The 18394-nt window shown below is 45.6% G+C and carries 14 protein-coding genes and 1 tRNA gene; 6 read left to right on the top strand and 9 right to left on the bottom strand.

Annotation, left to right across the window (positions count from 1 at the left end):
- Positions 1-220: 220 nt before the first annotated feature.
- The 9 genes from ACTNEN_RS08960 to rpmH form a co-directional block, all read right to left on the bottom strand.
- Positions 221-1303 (bottom strand): DMT family transporter, encoded by a 1083-nt coding sequence (locus ACTNEN_RS08960; RefSeq protein WP_441205957.1) that lies wholly within the window; start codon positions 1301-1303, stop codon positions 221-223.
- A 21-nt stretch (positions 1304-1324) separates the two neighbouring features.
- Positions 1325-2092, bottom strand: a complete 768-nt coding sequence (gene rsmG, locus ACTNEN_RS08965) for a 16S rRNA (guanine(527)-N(7))-methyltransferase RsmG (protein WP_441205959.1) — start codon at positions 2090-2092, stop codon at positions 1325-1327.
- Complete coding sequence (gene mnmG / locus ACTNEN_RS08970; RefSeq protein ID WP_441205960.1) at positions 2089-3993, bottom strand: tRNA uridine-5-carboxymethylaminomethyl(34) synthesis enzyme MnmG; 1905 nt, start codon at positions 3991-3993, stop codon at positions 2089-2091. The genes rsmG and mnmG overlap by 4 nt, the downstream gene beginning before the upstream one ends.
- Before the next feature lie 17 nt (positions 3994-4010).
- Positions 4011-5384, bottom strand: coding sequence for a tRNA uridine-5-carboxymethylaminomethyl(34) synthesis GTPase MnmE (gene mnmE / locus ACTNEN_RS08975; protein ID WP_441205962.1), 1374 nt, complete (start codon positions 5382-5384; stop codon positions 4011-4013).
- Between the two features lie 146 nt (positions 5385-5530).
- Positions 5531-6763, bottom strand: a complete 1233-nt coding sequence (gene jag / locus ACTNEN_RS08980; RefSeq protein ID WP_441205963.1) for an RNA-binding cell elongation regulator Jag/EloR — start codon at positions 6761-6763, stop codon at positions 5531-5533.
- A 17-nt stretch (positions 6764-6780) separates the two neighbouring features.
- Positions 6781-8106: a YidC/Oxa1 family membrane protein insertase gene (locus tag ACTNEN_RS08985; RefSeq protein ID WP_441205964.1), complete on the bottom strand. Its 1326-nt coding sequence runs from the start codon at positions 8104-8106 to the stop codon at positions 6781-6783.
- A gap of 15 nt (positions 8107-8121) precedes the next feature.
- Complete coding sequence (yidD, locus tag ACTNEN_RS08990) at positions 8122-8334, bottom strand: membrane protein insertion efficiency factor YidD (protein WP_441205965.1); 213 nt, start codon at positions 8332-8334, stop codon at positions 8122-8124.
- Between the two features lie 128 nt (positions 8335-8462).
- Positions 8463-8807: a ribonuclease P protein component gene (gene rnpA, locus ACTNEN_RS08995; RefSeq protein ID WP_441205967.1), complete on the bottom strand. Its 345-nt coding sequence runs from the start codon at positions 8805-8807 to the stop codon at positions 8463-8465.
- Between the two features lie 70 nt (positions 8808-8877).
- Positions 8878-9021 (bottom strand): 50S ribosomal protein L34, encoded by a 144-nt coding sequence (gene rpmH, locus ACTNEN_RS09000; RefSeq protein WP_441205968.1) that lies wholly within the window; start codon positions 9019-9021, stop codon positions 8878-8880.
- A gap of 417 nt (positions 9022-9438) precedes the next feature.
- Between rpmH and dnaA the strand changes: the two genes are divergently transcribed.
- From dnaA to ACTNEN_RS09030, 6 genes are all read left to right on the top strand, one after another.
- Entirely contained in the window at positions 9439-10809 is a 1371-nt protein-coding gene (gene dnaA / locus ACTNEN_RS09005) for a chromosomal replication initiator protein DnaA (RefSeq protein WP_441205969.1), read from the top strand.
- A 155-nt stretch (positions 10810-10964) separates the two neighbouring features.
- Positions 10965-12086, top strand: a complete 1122-nt coding sequence (dnaN, locus tag ACTNEN_RS09010) for a DNA polymerase III subunit beta (protein ID WP_441205970.1) — start codon at positions 10965-10967, stop codon at positions 12084-12086.
- A gap of 16 nt (positions 12087-12102) precedes the next feature.
- Complete coding sequence (recF, locus tag ACTNEN_RS09015; protein WP_441205972.1) at positions 12103-13203, top strand: DNA replication/repair protein RecF; 1101 nt, start codon at positions 12103-12105, stop codon at positions 13201-13203.
- Between the two features lie 50 nt (positions 13204-13253).
- A complete protein-coding gene (gene gyrB, locus ACTNEN_RS09020; protein WP_441205979.1) occupies positions 13254-15173 on the top strand; it encodes a DNA topoisomerase (ATP-hydrolyzing) subunit B in 1920 nt (639 codons plus the stop codon).
- An 18-nt stretch (positions 15174-15191) separates the two neighbouring features.
- Positions 15192-17786, top strand: a complete 2595-nt coding sequence (gyrA, locus tag ACTNEN_RS09025) for a DNA gyrase subunit A (protein ID WP_441205973.1) — start codon at positions 15192-15194, stop codon at positions 17784-17786.
- Positions 17787-17915: 129 nt separating this feature from the next.
- Positions 17916-18003: transfer RNA gene (locus tag ACTNEN_RS09030), tRNA-Ser, on the top strand.
- Positions 18004-18394 lie beyond the last annotated feature (391 nt).

Here is an 18394-nt window from a genome sequence, read left to right on the forward strand (position 1 = left end):
TCTATTTTCCAATACAAAAAATGTTTCACGTGGAACATTTTACTCTAAGTACATAGAGGTGTCAAACCTGACAAAATGTTTCACGTGAAACCTTATTCTGATATATCATGATCTTTATATAGATCCTGATATATCAGCATAATGCTCCTTAACGCGGCAGCATTATTTTGTTTAATTTCTTTAATTTTACTATTAGCGTCTTACTGTTAGATTAATTTCCTTAGTTCTTAGCTTCTGCTCTCCTATTACCAAACACTCTCTCGATCGGCACCTGTGCAATAATAACCGCAATAAAGACCAGTACACATCCGAGCAGCTCCTTGGGGCTCAGCCTCTGTCCGAGGAGCATCCAACCGGATAAGGCGGAAAAAACCGATTCCAGACTCATAAGTAAGGAGGCGACCGTTGGATCTGTATATTTCTGTGCCACAACCTGCAATGTGTAACCAACCGCGCTGGAAAAAATACCGGCATAAAGGATCGGTACGGCAGCGGCCGCCAGTGCCGAAAGATCCGGTGTCTCAAATACGAGCATCCCGATCAGTCCCACTACTGCAGCACCAAAAAACTGAATGTTGGAAAGCTCAACCGGATTTACCCTGGCAGAATAATAATCCACACTCATAATCTGCAGTGAAAACAGAAACGCACATAGAATTACCAGTGCATCTCCGGTTTCAATATGCAGAGATTCATTCATGGAAATCAGGTACAAACCGACGATTCCCAGAATCGCACAGAACCAGATTTTCTTCTGCGGGCGCTTGCCCAGAAACATACCGAGGATTGGTACCAGGATCACATAGAGTGCGGTAATAAATCCTGCCTTTCCAACCGTAGTATATTTAATGCCGGTCTGTTGTGCAATAGACGCAACTCCCAGCAGTATACCGCAGAGCAGTCCGCCAGTCAGGAGCTTCCATTTCTCACTCTTTTTCCTTTTTCCCCTTGTTTCTTGTGTTCTTTGTATTTTTTGTATAACTCGATCGCTTTGTGTACTTGGCTCTTTTTCTGTCCCGGGCCTCCTCTGTATTTGTCCTGTTTCCTGATTACCTGCCGTCTCCTTACCTTTCTGTTCCGGATCTGCGCTACTCTCCTCTCCCATGACAGGAGGCTGATACAGTCTTCTACTGAACATGGAAACCGGAATCAGGAGAATTGCTGCAATCAGGAAGCGGGAAAATACAAAGGTCCACGGTCCCACATATTTCATGCCAACGCTCTGCGCAACAAATGCGATGCCCCAGATAAAGGCAGTAAGAAGCAGGAGGAGGCTGCTGATGATTTCGAGATGTTTTTTCATATATAAAGTATGATTGACTTCCTATAATGGTGTCTTGGATGGCATGCCGCTCTTTCTCGGATATTTGCGTGGTGTTTCCTTTGCCTTACGAATGACAATGAGTGAACGCGCAATATCTGAGTCTGGAAGCATATAGCAGATTCTTGCCTCCTGCTTCCCTCCGAGGAGTCCTATGGCATGAGCTGCCTTTTCTGTCTCCTCGGAAATTTCTCCTGATTTATAGGCAATAAAATATCCGTTTTTTCTTACAAAAGGCAGATCATACTCTGACAGAGTCGCAAGATTTGCAACAGCGCGTGAAACTGCAAAATCAAATTTTTCACGATAGGCAGGATTCTGTCCGAGATCCTCTGCTCTTCCATGCACAGTCTCCACCCCGGTAAGTTCCAGCGCACGGATCACATGATCAAGAAAGGTGATTCTTTTATTGAGCGAATCTGTCAGCACGACATGCAGCCCCGGAAAAACGATTTTTAAGACAAGACCCGGAAATCCTGCTCCGGTTCCGACGTCAATCATTGTCTTATCCTTAAAAAAAGTACTGATATCAGATGTTTCACGTGAAACATTGGAAGTGATTGCATTCACTGCCTTTACAATTGCCATGCTGTCAATAAAATGCTTCTTAACGACATCCTGCTCTTCTGTGATCGCTGTGAGATTCATGACCTTATTGGTTTCTACCAGCATTTGATAGTAGGTAAAAAGCTGTTGTATCGTTGCATCCTCTAGAGAAATATCCAGTTTCTCTGCCTCCTCCCGGAGACTTGTATAAAATGTATCTGTCATGCCTTGTTCCTTTTGAACTGTTCCATATATACCATGAGGACACTGATGTCTGCTGGACTGACACCACTGATGCGGGATGCCATGCCAATGTTTTCCGGACGGATCCGGCTTAGTTTCTGCCGGGCCTCCAGCCGCAGGTTGCCGATGGCATGATAATCAATGTCCTCCGGAATCCTCTTTGCTTCAATTTTTTTAAAGGCTTCGACCTGCTGCATCTGTCTCCGGATATAGCCCTCATACTTGATTTCAATTCCGACCTCCTCTCCTACTCCATAGGGAAGGCTCGGACGTTCCGGATCAATCTCCTGAAGCATCTCATACGTAAGCTCCGGGCGCTTACATAAATCCGCAAGCGAAACGCCGCTCGTGAGCTCCGCGGATCCATGCTCCCGCAGGAACTTATTTACGGTTTCATTGGCACCCGCATAGGTGTCTCTTAATCGCTTCTCCTCAGCTTCGATCAGCTGCTTCTTTCTAAGCGTACGCTGATACTCCTCATCAGAAACAAGTCCGATCTCATGCCCGATTTCCCGTAGTCTCAGATCCGCATTGTCCTGTCTCAAAAGGAGGCGGTACTCCGCACGGCTGGTCATCATCCGGTAGGGTTCATGGTTCTCCTTCGTAACAAGATCGTCAATCAGCACTCCGATATATGCCTGTGAACGATCTAACACAATCGGAGATTTGCCCTGGCATTTCCTTGCCGCATTGACACCTGCCATAAAGCCCTGAACTGCAGCCTCCTCATAGCCGCTGGAGCCATTGAACTGTCCTCCGGCAAAAAGACCGCTGATATTCATAAATTCCAGACTGCTCTTAAGCTGCAGTGCATCAATGCAGTCATACTCGATCGCATATGCATTTCTCACAATATGCACATGCTCAAATCCCTTCATCGAGTGATACATCTTATACTGGACATCCTCCGGCATGGAGCTGGACATTCCGGAGAGGTACATCTCGTTGGTATAGAGTCCCTCCGGCTCAATAAAAATCTGGTGACGGGTTTTCTCCGGAAATTTCATCACCTTATCCTCAATGGAAGGACAGTATCTCGGACCTACCCCCTCAATGGAACCGTTATACATCGGGGAACGGTCAATATTGTCCCGGATGATCTCATGCGTCTTTTCATTGGTATAGACAAGCCAGCAGTCCACCTGCTCCTTCTGTATAGATGACGCATCCGTGGAAAAGGAAAATGGAACGATCGGTACGTCACCCTTCTGAACTTCAAACTGACTGAAGTCCAGTGAGCGTTTATCCACACGTGCCGGTGTACCGGTTTTAAAGCGGAACATCCGTATTCCATTTTTCTTAAGGCTATCGGTCAGATGTGTCGCACTGCGAAGTCCGTTGGGACCGGTGTATTCAATCAGATCTCCCGTAAGGCATCTTGCATTTAAATACACTCCCGTGCAAAGCACTACGGTTCTGGCATGATACACTGCGCCCGAGGTAGTCTTTATACCCAGCACGCGTCGTTTGCCATTTCCAAGCTCCTCTGTCACAAGCTCGGAGACCTCTGCCTGACGAATCTTAAGATGCTCCTGGTTTTCCATCGTCCTACGCATCTCTCTGGTATACGCCTGCTTGTCCGCCTGCGCGCGCAGAGAGTGCACTGCCGGGCCCTTGGATTTATTGAGCATCTTGGACTGGATAAACGTCTTATCAATATTTTTGCCCATCTCTCCGCCCAGCGCGTCCAGCTCCCGTACCAGATGTCCCTTGGAGGTTCCGCCGATATTGGGGTTGCACGGCATCAACGCAATACTGTCAACACTCACCGTAAACACAATGGTTTCAAGACCAAGCCTTGCACATGCAAGTGCCGCCTCGCAGCCGGCATGTCCGGCACCGACAACCACCACATCATAGCTCTCTTCTACTACATCTCCCATTCTCTACTCCTGTATATTTACTTCCCCATGCAGAATTTCGCAAAGATCTCATTCACAAGATCCTCAGAGACCTCCTCTCCAAGGATATATCCCAGCTCTGCATAGGCACGCATCAGATCAATCGTATAGAAATCCTCCGGCATCTGTGCCTCCATGGATTTCTGAACCTCTCTAAGTGCAGCACTTGCATTTTGAAGCAGCGCCTTATGTCTTGCACTGGTAATCACAACCTGATCGTTAAAATTAATCTCATTATGATAAAACATGCTGCGGATCAGGTTTTCCAGCGCATCAATACCATCCCGTGCTCTTGCGGAAATCGAGAGCACCGGGCTTCCGGTCCGATCATGCATTTCCTTTTCCGAAATAACCGTCTTAAGATCCGATTTGTTCATCAGCACAATGCACTTTTTATCCTTGATGGAGTCGATGATTTTATCATCCGACTCATCCAACGGCACAGAAGCATCCACAACATAAAGGATGAGGTTAGCTTCCTCCGCAGCTTTTAGTGCTCTGTCCACACCGATTTTTTCCACCGTATCCTCGGTATTGCGAATGCCGGCAGTATCCACAATTGACAGGCTTACGCCGGAGAGATTGATCTGCTCCTCCAGCGTATCTCTGGTGGTGCCGGCAATATCCGTTACAATCGCGCGGTCTGTCCCCACGAGGACATTGAGAAGCGAGGATTTGCCTGCATTCGGCTTACCCACGATGACCGTACGGATCCCCTCCCGCAGGAGTCTTCCATCATCCGCGGTAGCGATCAGCCTGTCCACACCCGCCTTTACTTCATCCACATCCTGCTTCAGCTTATCATAAAATCCATCCAAGCTGATATGCTCCGGATCATCCAACGCAGCCTCAATGTAGGCATCATCCTCCAGAATCCTCGCACGGTACTTTTTGATTTGATCTGAAACAGCTCCCCGAAGCTGGGATACGGATGCCTTAAGCGCAAGCTCATTCTGTGAGGTGATGATATCTCCTACCGCCTCTGCCTCGGACAGGTCGATCCGGCCATTTAAAAAGGCTCGTTTGGTAAATTCCCCCGGTTCCGCCAGACGTATTCCGTTACGGATGCAGACCTCCAGGATTTTCTGCATCATGAGGACACCGCCATGACAGTCAATCTCTACCGTGTCCTCTCCGGTATACGATTTGGGAGCTCGCATGGTCATTACCAGTACTTCATCCAGTGGATTTTCTCCATCATAGACATATCCATAACGGATTCGATGCGTTTCGGAAATATCAAGAGGCTTTCCGGATCTGGACCGGATAAATTTTGAAGCAAGCGGTATCACCTCCGGACCGCTCATACGGATAATCCCGATCCCGGATTCCACTGCAGCCGTAGCCAAAGCGCAAATGGTATCAGACAGCATATGCACACTCCTTTCCCTGTAAAAACTCAATATATTCTACATGCAATCATATGCATTTGCAAGAAAAAAGCCCCGCCACAAGGCGGAGCTTTCTACCGGGATGATGATTTCCCATCATCTCTTATAATGTATCATGTTCTTATTGATTACTGCTGCATTTCTGATGCCTTGGTTTCATCTACCGGCGCCTTAGACTCAGCATTTACATTTACATCCGTATTTGCATAAGCATTGATCTTACGATCTGCATCATCAGAGGCTTCTATTCTCTGCTTACTGTAGCCCCTGCCGCCTGCACTCTTTTTAAGATAAATAATGACATGGCGGAACGGCTCTTCACCCTCGGATTTTGTAGCTACAAAACGGTCAGACTGCAGTGCAGAGTGAATGATCCTTCTCTCGTAAGGATTCATCGGTTCCAGAGAAACCGCACGTTTTGTCCTCTTGACCTTATACGCAATATTTCTCGCAAGATTACGAAGTGTCTGCTCTCTCCTCTTACGATAATCCTCAGTATCGAGCTTGATGCGGATATAATCATCCTTATGTGCCTTATTGACCACGAGTGCTGTCAAATACTGGATCGCATCCAGTGTCTGACCACGCTTTCCGATCAGGATCCCCATATCAGGACCTTCCATCAGGATAGATAGCTCATTGTTCTCGTAGTTGAACTGTGCTTTGAGATTCACTTCCATCTTCATGCCGCTAAGGACAGCAGAAATATAGTCCTCTGCCGTGCGGATTGCCGCATTTGCTTCCTCTTCACTGACCGGCTTGATCGGATGAACCTTTTTTTCCGGTACCGGAGCTGCCTCCAGCGCCGGGATATTAACCGGATCATATCCGCCACGGGAGAATTTCTTTTCCGGACGACGTCCGTTCCGCTCTCGATCTGAGAAGCTTCCCCTACGGTTATTGCGACGGGGACGCTCCTGATTCCGATCCTCCTGTCCTTTTCCATTGCCGTCCTTCCCGGAAGCCGCTCTCTCACTCTGCGGTTTTGTCTCTGCTGCAGGATCAGCCTTAGCATTAACAGCAGTACATTCCTTGGAAGCTGCATCCGTTTCTCTGGACGCCGGTCTCTCTGCAGCTGCCTTCCCTGCACTTTCTGCTCTTTTTTCCTTTGGCATAGCTGTCTCTGTTACAGATCTTCCGGATGCGATATTTTTAATTTCATTTTCAAGCTTCCTTAAATCCTCGGATTCTGCCTTTACAGATGCCTCGATAATCCAGGGCTTGGCACCGATTCCAAAAATACCATTGGACCCTTGTACGAGTACCTTGTAGTCAAGTCTGTCCGAGGTAGTGCTCAACTGGATCAGGGCTTTGGTAATGGCTTCATCCTTGGTTTTAGCGGATACTCTAATTTTATCCATAGCTCTCCCCCTGAAATTTACTTATTTTTCTTTTCCTGCTTTTCATTGTAAAGCTGAACCATATTTGCCTTGGAAGCAAGGGAACCAGGTTTGGCATTTTTATTATAATATTCTGTCGATTCCTTGGTTCTGGTGCTCTGCTTTGCTATCACTTCCATCCTTTTCTGCTCAGCTGAGGTTTCCTGTGTCTTAAGATCCCGGATTCTCTTTTCCACCGTTTTTTCATTAATTGGCGGCAGTCCCTTCTTGGCGCGCTTGGCATTGGCTCTTGCCATAGACTCCTGCAGGATCTCCTCATTGGATTTCTTGCCAAAATACCAGTTCATGATAAGCTGCTGAATCAGCATAAATACGGAAGATGCAATCCAGTAAAGACCAATACCGGAAGCAAAGGAAAAACAGAACCATACAGACATGAGAGGCATCATGATATTCATGCTCTTCATCATCTGCGCAGACTGATCCTCTGAATTGGCGGCTGCCGGATTAGCCTTCTGCATGATCTGTGTCGACGCGAACTGTGCAAGACCAGCAAGAATCGGAATCAGCCAGTAACGGTTCGGTGTCCATCCAAACGCTGACGGCGCTGTGGAAAGATTGAGTCCAAGGAAGCTGTTAATATGCGCGGACTGAGCAGCTGCCTGGTTAATAGCATCCGCAGCTGCCGGGAAGCTCTCCGGAAGCTTTGCCCACTGGGTAGGATTCAGCTTGTAAAGAAAATCGATAATAAAATTTCCCACCGCGGTTGAATCATATTTTGCAGGATCATCCAGACCCAGGTTATGAAGTCCTGTTAAAAGACCATTCCAGTTGTTATTTTTAGCAAAATCTACCAGCATCTGTGCAGCACCGGATCCGCCGATCGCTGTGGCGACAGACTCATACACGGCTTTAACAGATGGAACATATGCCGGAATATTCATGATAATCCGATAAAGGGCAAAGATGATCGGCATCTGCAGAAGCAGCGGCAGGCAGCCGGACGTCATGGACGTACCATACTTTTCATACACTGCCTTCATTTCCTCCTGCTGCGCTGCCATGGAAGCATTATCCGTTTTATTTTTATATTTTTCCTGGATTGCTTTAATCTCAGGCTGCATCACAGACATCATACGAGATGACTGCTGCTGTTTCACGGAAGAAGGAAAAATTATAATTCTCGTAACTAAAGTAAAGAGAATGATGGCAAGACCAATGTTACCGATGCCCATGTGATCCAGGAAAAGGTAAATCGCATTCATAATATAGCCGAGTATATTTACGATAAAATTCCAGATCGGTCCGAAAATCGGCAAATTGGAAGTGTTTTTGGTGAGAAGTACCAATGATAAGTAATTCAAAATAGACCTCCGCTTTTATGGAACAGGATCATAACCGCCTTTAGAGCATGGATTACATCTTAAAATCCGCCACGCTGCTAACAATGAACCTTTGATACAGCCATACTTTTGAATTGCCTCAACGGCGTATTGAGAGCAAGTAGGTGTATATTTACAGTGACTGGACATATTGGGAGAGATAAATTTCTGATAAAATCGAATCATCAGAATTTCCAGCTTTGCGATCATCTGTCCTCCTTCTATGCAGCATCGGAAAAGTGTAATTTTAAAACTCCATGAACCGAGTTTCTTCTTATTTATATAGACTGCATGTAATCCTGTAAAAGATCAAAATACAGTAATCCGGTACTTTTCCGTCACTTCAAATCTACTACTATATGATGCCTGTTACATAGATTGAGATATGCTTTCTCAATCTGCTGATAAGTTGAGCAGCTCGCTTTTTTACGAACTACGAGAATGATGTCTACCCCACGTTCAATACATTGAATATTTGTCCTGAAAATTTCTCTTAATTTCCTCGCCATAGTATGACGCACGACGGAATTTCCGATTTTTTTTGAACAGGAAATGCCAATGCGGCTGTAATCAAGCCCGTTTTTCCGTACATACATGACAAGCTCTGCGTTTGCAGCAGATACGCCCTGCTGATAAGCCTTCTGAAAATCCGTATTCTTTTTTACTGATGGAAAACGTTTCATATGGCCTCTTTCATCCTTAGACGAAGAAAGACCGCTTTAAAAAAAGCGGTCTTTTCTATCCTTGTCTCCATTAAACAGTTAATGAAGCTCTACCTTTTGCTCTTCTAGCAGCCAGTACTTTTCTTCCGCCTGCAGTTGCCATTCTGGCTCTGAATCCATGAACCTTGGATCTCTGTCTGGTCTTAGGCTGGTAAGTCATTTTTCCCTTATGCATATACTGACACCTCCCTTTTCAATCATTATGTTTTTCAGGACTCTATTCGACTTTCATCTCAAAAGTCCCGAATAAATTCCTAATTTTGGGTAAACATCGTTCATATTATATAGAATGAACCTGTGTGCGTCAACAGAATTTTATACACTTTTTTATACACATTTCCACAGTATAAAAAAGAATCCACATTTTGTGCATAAAATGTGGATAAGTGTATATCTGATTTTTGAAATTTCCCGATTTTGCGCCATTTAAACCAGGAAACAGGTGTTCATACGTCCACTTATCCACATTCCACTTGCTATTCTATCCACCATAGAGTAAAATATCTACAGTTATAAACCTGGGGCAGACGAGCTGGGTTTATATTTTTTCGGAAAAAATCCAGAGGTCAACTCTGCGTGATTTGGAGCAACAATGACAGACTTTGAGACGATAAAAAATAACTGGACCGTGATCCTCAATACCATGAAGGAAGACAACGACATTATGCCGATTTCCTTCCATACCTGGCTGGAGCCTCTGAAACTGTTTGACCTCATCAATGGGGAACTGATCATCATTGTTCCGGAGGAAGGCTATATTAAATATCTGCAGAAAAAATATGCGATTTTTATGAAAGTTGCGGTGGAGGAAGCCACCAATGTTCCTGTCGGGATCCGTTTCATGGTGGAAAAGGATGCATTGGAGCTTAAAAAGAAAACATCCGGAGGAAGCGCATCCAACCAGCCTAAGGATTTCACTCAGACATTAATGGAAGCCAACCTTAACCCAAAGTATACCTTTGATACCTTTGTGGTCGGCTCCTCCAACAATCTGGCGCATGCAGCTTCACTCGCTGTTGCCGAGTCCCCGGGAGAAATCTATAATCCGCTATATATTTATGGAGGTGCGGGACTTGGAAAAACACATTTGATGCATTCCATTGCCCATTTTATATTAAGAAATAACCCGGACGCCAAAATCCGCTATGTAACATCCGAGACCTTTATTAATGAGTTCGTTGATTCGATCCGTAATAAAAACAACCTCTCTCCTGCGGAGTTTCGTGAGAAGTACCGGGAGCTGGATGTACTCCTGATTGATGATATTCAGTTTATTATAGGTAAGGAAGGTACGCAGGAGGAATTTTTCCATACCTTTAATACTCTTTATGAAAACAAAAAGCAGATTGTCATTGCATCTGATAAACCTCCCAGAGACATCGACAACCTGGAAGACAGACTTCGTTCCCGATTTGAAGTAGGACTGATCGTTGACATTCAGATGCCGGACTATGAAACCCGGATGGCGATTCTCAGAAAAAAAGAAGAAATCGACGGACTGAATATTGACAATGAAGTGATAAAATACATTGCAACCAACATCAAGTCCAATGTCCGGGAGCTGGAGGGTGCGCTTACTAAAATTGTAGCGATGTCCCGGCTGGAAAAAAAGCAGGTCACACTGGAGATGGCGGAAAATCTGCTCCGTGACCATATCACTCCGGAGGGACCAAAGGAGGTTACACCGCAGCTGATCATTTCAACGGTCGCAGAGCACTTCGGTCTCACCAACATCGACCTGGCTTCACAGAAAAAAAACAAGGAGATTGTCTTCCCACGGCAGATTGCTATGTATCTCTGCCGTGAAATGACCGATGCTCCACTTAAAACCGTCGGCGAATTACTTGGAGGTCGTGACCATACTACAATTATGCATGGACATGAAAAGATATCCACAGAATTACGCACAAACGAACAATTACAATCCACAATTGATACGCTGAAAAAAAAGATCTCTCCGTGATTACACAATTCTGACATAGTATTCAACAGCGTTTCAACATAGCCCTCAGGGGGTGAAAATCCAGTGCCAGAGCCACTTTTTTGACTTTTCCACATTTTCACAGCCCCTACTGACACTACTAAGAAAAAAGAATCAAAAATAAAGAAAGGCAGTCCATGAAACTACAGTTCAAAAAAAATGATCTCATCGAGAGTATCAATATTGTATCCAAAGCTGTACCATCAAAAACAACCATGTCCATTTTGGAATGTATTCTGCTGGATGCATCCAATGGAAAGATTGAGCTGATGGCCAACGATACGGAGTTTGGCATCGAGACCGAGTGCGAGGGCAATATTTTAGTACCGGGTAAAGTAGCGCTGGAGGCAAAACTCTTTTCTGAAATTATCCGCAGATTACCGCAGGATAATGATATTGAAGTTACGATTGAAACAGATGAACGCAATAATGCCGTAATCAGCTGTGAAAATTCTATTTTTAAAATTGCCGGCAGAGACGGAAATGAATTTACGGTTCTGCCTAAAATTGACCGGAACCAGTCCATCTCACTCTCTCAGTTCACACTGAAAAATGTAATCAACCAGACCATTTTTTCGATTGCTCTCAATGACTCCAATAAAAAAATGACGGGAGAGCTTTTTGAGGTAAAAGAAGATAATTTTACCGTAACTTCTCTTGATGGTCACCGGATCTCGATCCGCAGAACCAAGTTAAATGATAAGTATCCGGATGCCAAGGCAATTGTACCGGGGAAGGCACTGAGTGAAATTTCCAAGATTCTGACCGGAGGCGTGTACGATGAGGTGGTACTCTCCTTCTCCAGTAATCATATAATGTTTGAGTTCAATAATACGGTGGTTGTAACGCGTCTTATCGATGGCGAATACTTCCATGTGGCGCAGATGCTCTCGGAGGATTACGAGACCAAGATCCAGGTAAACCGCAGGAAGCTTCTGGACTGCATCGAGAGATCCACGATTTTTGTACGGGATAATGATAAGCAGCCGCTTGTATTAAAAATCGAGGATAATGTTCTTGGACTTAAAATTAACACGGACCTCGGTACCATGGATGCAGAGGTCGCAATTAACAAAACTGGCAATGATCTCATGATCGGATTCAATCCGAGATTTCTGGTAGATGCGCTTCGTTCCATTGAGGATGAGGAGGTGTCCATCTATATGTCGATTCCGAGATCTCCATGCTTTATCCGGGACGATAAGGAAACGTATACGTACATGATTCTGCCGGTAAACTTTAATGCAGATGCAGTATAAATCTGCTTGATCAGGCATGCGCATTGAAACACTGGAACTGAAAAATTACAGAAATTACGGAAATCTGAGGCTTGCGCTCAGCCCGGGCACGAATATCCTGTATGGAGACAATGCCCAGGGTAAGACCAACATTCTGGAATCCATCTTTATGGCTTGTACGTCAAAATCCTATAAGATGTCCAGGGACCGGGATCTGATCCGCTTTGGCGAGGAGGAAGCACATATCAAGATGACCGTTCGGAAGCAGAATATTCCGTACAGGATTGATATGCACTTAAAGAAAAATAAGGCAAAAGGAATTGCCATTGACGAAATACCGATCAAACGGGCATCCGAGCTTTTTGGCATTGCCAATGTGGTCTGCTTTTCACCGGAGGACCTGTCACTTATAAAGGACGGACCTGCGTACCGCCGGAGGTTTCTGGATCTGGAGCTATGTCAGCTGGATAAAATGTACCTTTACAACCTGGCGCGGTATAATAAAACTCTGAACCAGCGCAACAGGCTGTTAAAAGACATTCCCATGCATCCCTCTCTTAGGGATACCCTCAGTGTATGGGATGAGGAGCTGATCCGATACGGAAGCCAGGTCATAAAGATCCGGTCCGGGTTTCTTAAGGAGCTGCAGGAAATCATTGTTCCGATCCATGAGAAGCTGACGGGAGGCAGAGAAAAGCTCATGATCTCCTATGATGCAAATACTGATGAGACGGATTTTGAGCTGCAGCTTAAAAAAGTGCATGACTCGGAGCTGCGGCAGCATCTTACGCTTGTCGGACCTCACCGGGATGATATCCGATTTTCGATTGACGGTCAGGACATCCGTAAGTTCGGATCACAGGGTCAGCAGCGGACTGCTGCCCTGGCACTAAAGCTCTCTGAAATAGAAATTGTCCGTAAACTGATTCATGACAGTCCGATTCTTCTTTTGGATGATGTTTTATCCGAGCTTGATTCCAAGAGACAGAATTACCTGCTTAATATATTAAGTGATACGCAGAATATTATTACCTGCACCGGGCTGGATGATTTTGTATCCAACCGTTTTCATATTGATGAACTGTTCCACGTAGTACAGGGCACAGTTACACCGATTCGTACCGAGGAGGAAGCATAGTGGCTATAGAACAGAATCCAAATGAAGATTTACAGCGTGAAGAAGAACTGATGAAGGGCTCTGCGGACTATGGCGCAGACCAGATTCAGATTCTGGAGGGTCTTGAAGCAGTACGTAAAAGACCGGGTATGTATATTGGCTCGACCTCTCTCCGCGGACTGCATCATCTGGTATATGAGATTGTAGATAATTCCGTCGATGAAGCTCTGGCAGGCTTTTGCGATTCCATTATTGTGACGATAAACGAGGATAATTCCATTACCGTTGAGGATGATGGACGAGGCATCCCGGTCGACATTCAGAAAAAAGCAGGGAAACCCGCGCTGGAAGTCGTATTCACCGTGCTGCATGCAGGCGGTAAATTCGGCGGCTCCGGATATAAAGTTTCCGGAGGACTCCATGGCGTAGGTGCATCTGTCGTGAATGCCCTCTCCCTCTGGCTTTCCGTTTCTGTCTACAAGGATGGCAAGATCTACAACATGAAGTTTGAGCGCGGCAAGGTGACACAGCCGATGACCGTGATCGGAACCTGTGATCCGGAGAAGCACGGCACTACGGTACATTTCCTGCCGGATCCGGAGATTTTTGAGGACACTGTCTATGATTATGACACGCTGAAGGTGCGTCTCAGAGAGACGGCGTTTCTTACCAAGGCGCTAAAGATCGTGCTCAGGGATCTGAGATCAGATCAGAAGCAGGAAAAGACCTTCCACTATGAGGGCGGCATCAAGGAATTTGTAACATACTTAAACAAAGGCAAGGAACCACTCTATCCGGATGTCATTTACTGCGAGGGTGAAAGGGACAAGGTGTTTGTCGAGGTCGCCATGCAGCATAACGACTCCTATACCGAGAACATCTATACCTTTGTCAATAATATCAATACACCGGAGGGCGGATCACATCTCACGGGATTTAAAAACGCGCTGACCAAGACCTTTAATGACTATGCAAGATCGCATAAGCTTTTAAAGGATTCCGAAGCCAATCTCTCCGGTGAGGATATTCGCGAGGGTCTTACCTGTGTCATTTCTGTAAAGATCGAGGATCCGCAGTTTGAAGGTCAGACAAAGCAGAAACTTGGAAACTCTGAAGCGCAGACTGCGGTACAGAGCATTGTAGGCGAGCAGCTTACCTACTATCTTGAGCAGAATCCGTCCGTTGCCAAGGTCATGTGTGAAAAATCTATCCTTGCACAGCGGGCAAGAGCTGCGGCGAGAAGAGCCAGGGATTTAACTCGTAGAAAATCTGCACTTGAGGGTGTGGGACTTCCCGGCAAGCTTGTCGACTGCAATGACCGTGATCCGTCAAAGTGCGAGATCTTTATCGTGGAGGGTGATTCTGCCCTGGGTCCTGCCAAGGCTGGCAGAGATGTCGATACCCAGGCGGTGCTTCCGGTTCGTGGTAAGGTGCTCAATGTACAGAAGGCGCGTCTGGACCGGGTATATGCCAATGAAGAAATCAAGGGTATGATTACCGCCTTTGGTACAGGCATCAATGAGGACTTTGATATTACAAAGCTTCGCTACAACAAGATTATCATCATGACGGATGCTGATGTTGATGGTGCGCATATTGCTACCCTGATGCTGACCTTTATTTATAATTTTATGCCGGAGCTGATCAAGCAGGGACATGTGTATCTTGCGCAGCCGCCGCTTTTTAATATCACCAAGAACAAGAAACATTATTACGCGTATTCAGATGATGAATATCAGGATATCCTTAAAACCATCGGTGCGGAAGGTGCGGATGTTTCCCGTTTTAAGGGTCTTGGTGAGATGGATACCGAGGAACTCTCGGAAACCACAATGGATCCCGAAACCAGAACGCTGCTCCGTGTCAATATGACGGAGGACGATAAAGCCGAGCTTGACATTACCTTTACTACATTAATGGGTGATCAGGTTGAGCCGCGCCGCGAGTTTATCGAAGCCAATGCGAAGTATGTAACCAATCTGGATGTATAAACATAAAGGAGGCTAATATTGGAGCCGAATGTATTTGATAAGGTTCAGGATGTCGATCTGAAAAAGACGATGGAAAACTCCTATATCGATTATGCAATGAGTGTAATCGTCTCGAGAGCAATTCCGGATGTCCGTGACGGACTGAAGCCGGTACAGCGCCGGGTACTGTATTCACTGCAGACACTGGGAGTGACGCCGGATAAAAAAACCAAGAAATGCGCTACCATTGTAGGAGAATGTATGGGTAAATATCACCCGCACGGAGACTCCTCAATTTATGGTGCCTTGGTTTATATGGGTCAGCCCTGGTCCATGCGTAATGTTCTGGTAGACAAGCAGGGAAACTTCGGCTCAGAGGATGGTGACTCTCCTGCTGCGATGCGATATACAGAGGCCAAGATGTCCAGACTTGCGGCAGAGATGCTGGCAGGAATCAATAAGGACACCGTGGACTTTATGCCCAACTTCTCAAACGAGTATGAGGAGCCTACCGTACTTCCTGCCAAGTTCCCTAATCTCCTTGTCAATGGAGCAACGGGTATTGCGGTAGGCATGGCTACCAACATTCCCCCGCATAACCTCCGCGAAGTGATCAAGGCGGTGGATCTGATTATCAATAACAAGATTGCGGATCAGGAGACAACGATAGAGGATCTCATGAAGGTCATCAAGGGACCAGACTTCCCGACCGGCGGCATTATCCTTGGTAAAAAAGGAATCGAGGAGGCATATCGCACCGGACGCGGCAAAATCAAGATGCGGGCGGTCTGCGAGATTCAGCCGATGCCAAACGGAAAACACCGGATTGTAGTAAAGGAACTCCCCTATCTTGTTTACCGTTCCAGGGTCATTGAAAATGTGGCTAATCTTGTAAAGGATAAGAAGATTGACGGCATTACCTTTATTAACGATGCCTTTGGCAAGGGCTCTGATACCAAAATCAATATCGAGCTTCGTAAGGATGCCAACCCCAATGTGATCCTGAATCAGCTGTATAAGCATACCCAGCTGCAGACCACCTTTGGTGTAATCATGCTCTGTATCGTCAACGGCGAGCCTAAGATACTGAATCTTAAGCAGATGCTTGAGGAGTATCTTAAGCATCAGGTCAATGTATTTACCAGGCGCACAAAATATGATCTTAATAAGTGTCAGGAACGCGCGCATATCCTGGAAGCGCTGCTGATTGCGGTGGACCATATCGATGAGATTGTCCATACCATCAGAGCGTCTGAAAATACGGATGCTGCCAAGCAGGCACTCATGGTGAAATTCGGCTTTGATGATGTGCAGGCGCAGGCGATTGTTGACATGCGTCTCCGTGCACTGACAGGTCTCGAACGGGAGAAGCTGAAGGCAGAATACGATGAGCTTGAGAAAAAAATAGCGTATTATCAGGAGCTGCTTGCGGATCCTAAAAAGATGCTTGGTGTGATCCGGGATGAGGTGGACATTATTGCCGAGAAATACGGGGATGACCGCAGAACCCAGTTCGGATATGACAATGACCTGGAGGATGAGGATCTGATTTCCGATGATGATGTGGTGATCACCGCGACAAGACTCGGATATATCAAGCGCATGTCTCCGGAAAATTTCAAGGCACAGAACCGTGGCGGCAAGGGAATCAAAGGTATGCAGACGATCCAGGATGATAATATCGAGGATCTATTTATGACCACCAATCACCGGCATATTATGTTCTTTACCAATACCGGCAGATGCTTCCGTATTAAAGCATATGAAATACCAGAAGCAAGTAGAACTTCACGCGGTACGGCACTTGTTAATCTTCTGCAGCTGCAGCCGGATGAAAAGGTCAATGCATCCTTTACTTCGGATACATACTCCGACGACCAGTATCTGGTGCTTACGACCAAAAACGGATTAATTAAAAAGACTTCAATTACGCAGTATGCGAATGTCAGAAAATCCGGACTGATCGCAATGACACTTCGGAATGGTGACCAGCTAATTGAAGCAAAGCTCGTAGATAAGGATGAGGATATTATGCTGGTCACTAAAAATGGCATGGCGATCCGTTTTAATGAAAAGGATATCCGGGAAACAGGCCGGTCAGCGCAGGGAGTTCGCGGAATAAAGCTGGATAAAGATGATGAAGTAATCGGCATGCAGAAGCTCTCTCAGGGTAGTAATCTCCTGCTTGTTTCCGAAAAGGGCTACGGCAAGCTTACAAGCGTGGATGAATTTAATCCGCAGAAGCGCGGCGGCAAGGGTATGCACTGCTATAAGATCACGGAAAAAACCGGCAGACTTGTCGGTTTTAAGCTCTGTGACAAGGACCGGGAAATTATGCTGATTACATCTGAGGGCACCATCATCCGTATGAATCTGGATAATGTCAATGTCATCGGACGCAATACCTCCGGCGTTAAGTTTATGAATATCGATCCGGACTCAGATACGGTAGTGGCATCCATCGCCAAGGTAAGAGAATCCTCTCAGGATGATGAGGAGCTCCCGGAGGATGCGGAATCATTAGAAGGATCAGATACTATAGATCCATCAGACGATACAGAGAAATCAGATCTGGAAGTCCGGGATACGGAAGCATCAGAAGCAGCAAACGCAGATAAGGATTCAGAAAAATAAAGATTTCCCTGTTGACAGAAAAATAAATACTTGTTAGTATTATAAGGCACTTTGATTTTGATTATAAATTCAAGGTGTCTTATTTATCCCTCTTGGCAGGGATTCATAGTTCTTTCAAGAACGAGAAGTGGAGTAATACTCAAGAGGCCGAAGAGGCGCCCCTGCTAAGGGTGTAGGTCGGGAAACCGGCGCGAGGGTTCAAATCCCTCTTACTCCGTTTAACTTGATTCAATCCCGGTTATAGATTCGGAGATATGAAATAAGTTATTGACAGATATGATATTTAATGATATCATGAATTAATGTCACTGAAAGATAATATTTTTTTCTGAAATCAGAAGAAAAACAAATTATTTTTCAAAAAAACTGCTTGACAGTTTCAAAGCTACCTGCTAATATATACAGGCTGTCGCGAAACAGACGAGAGCAAAACGGAACCTTGAAAATCAAAGATCGAATAATACACAGACCCTGAAGATTCTAAAGAGGATTTTCAGAAAGAGTTTAAGAAACTCAAAGCGAATTTATTCGCAGTAAATAACGTGAGAACAAAGCATAGCTTCGTTCTGAACGGAAAGAACTTAACGGTTCGTAAGAACCGTGCTTAT

Source organism: Oribacterium sp. HCP28S3_H8 (assembly GCF_052064775.1).
Taxonomy (GTDB): Bacteria; Bacillota; Clostridia; order Lachnospirales; family Lachnospiraceae; genus Oribacterium.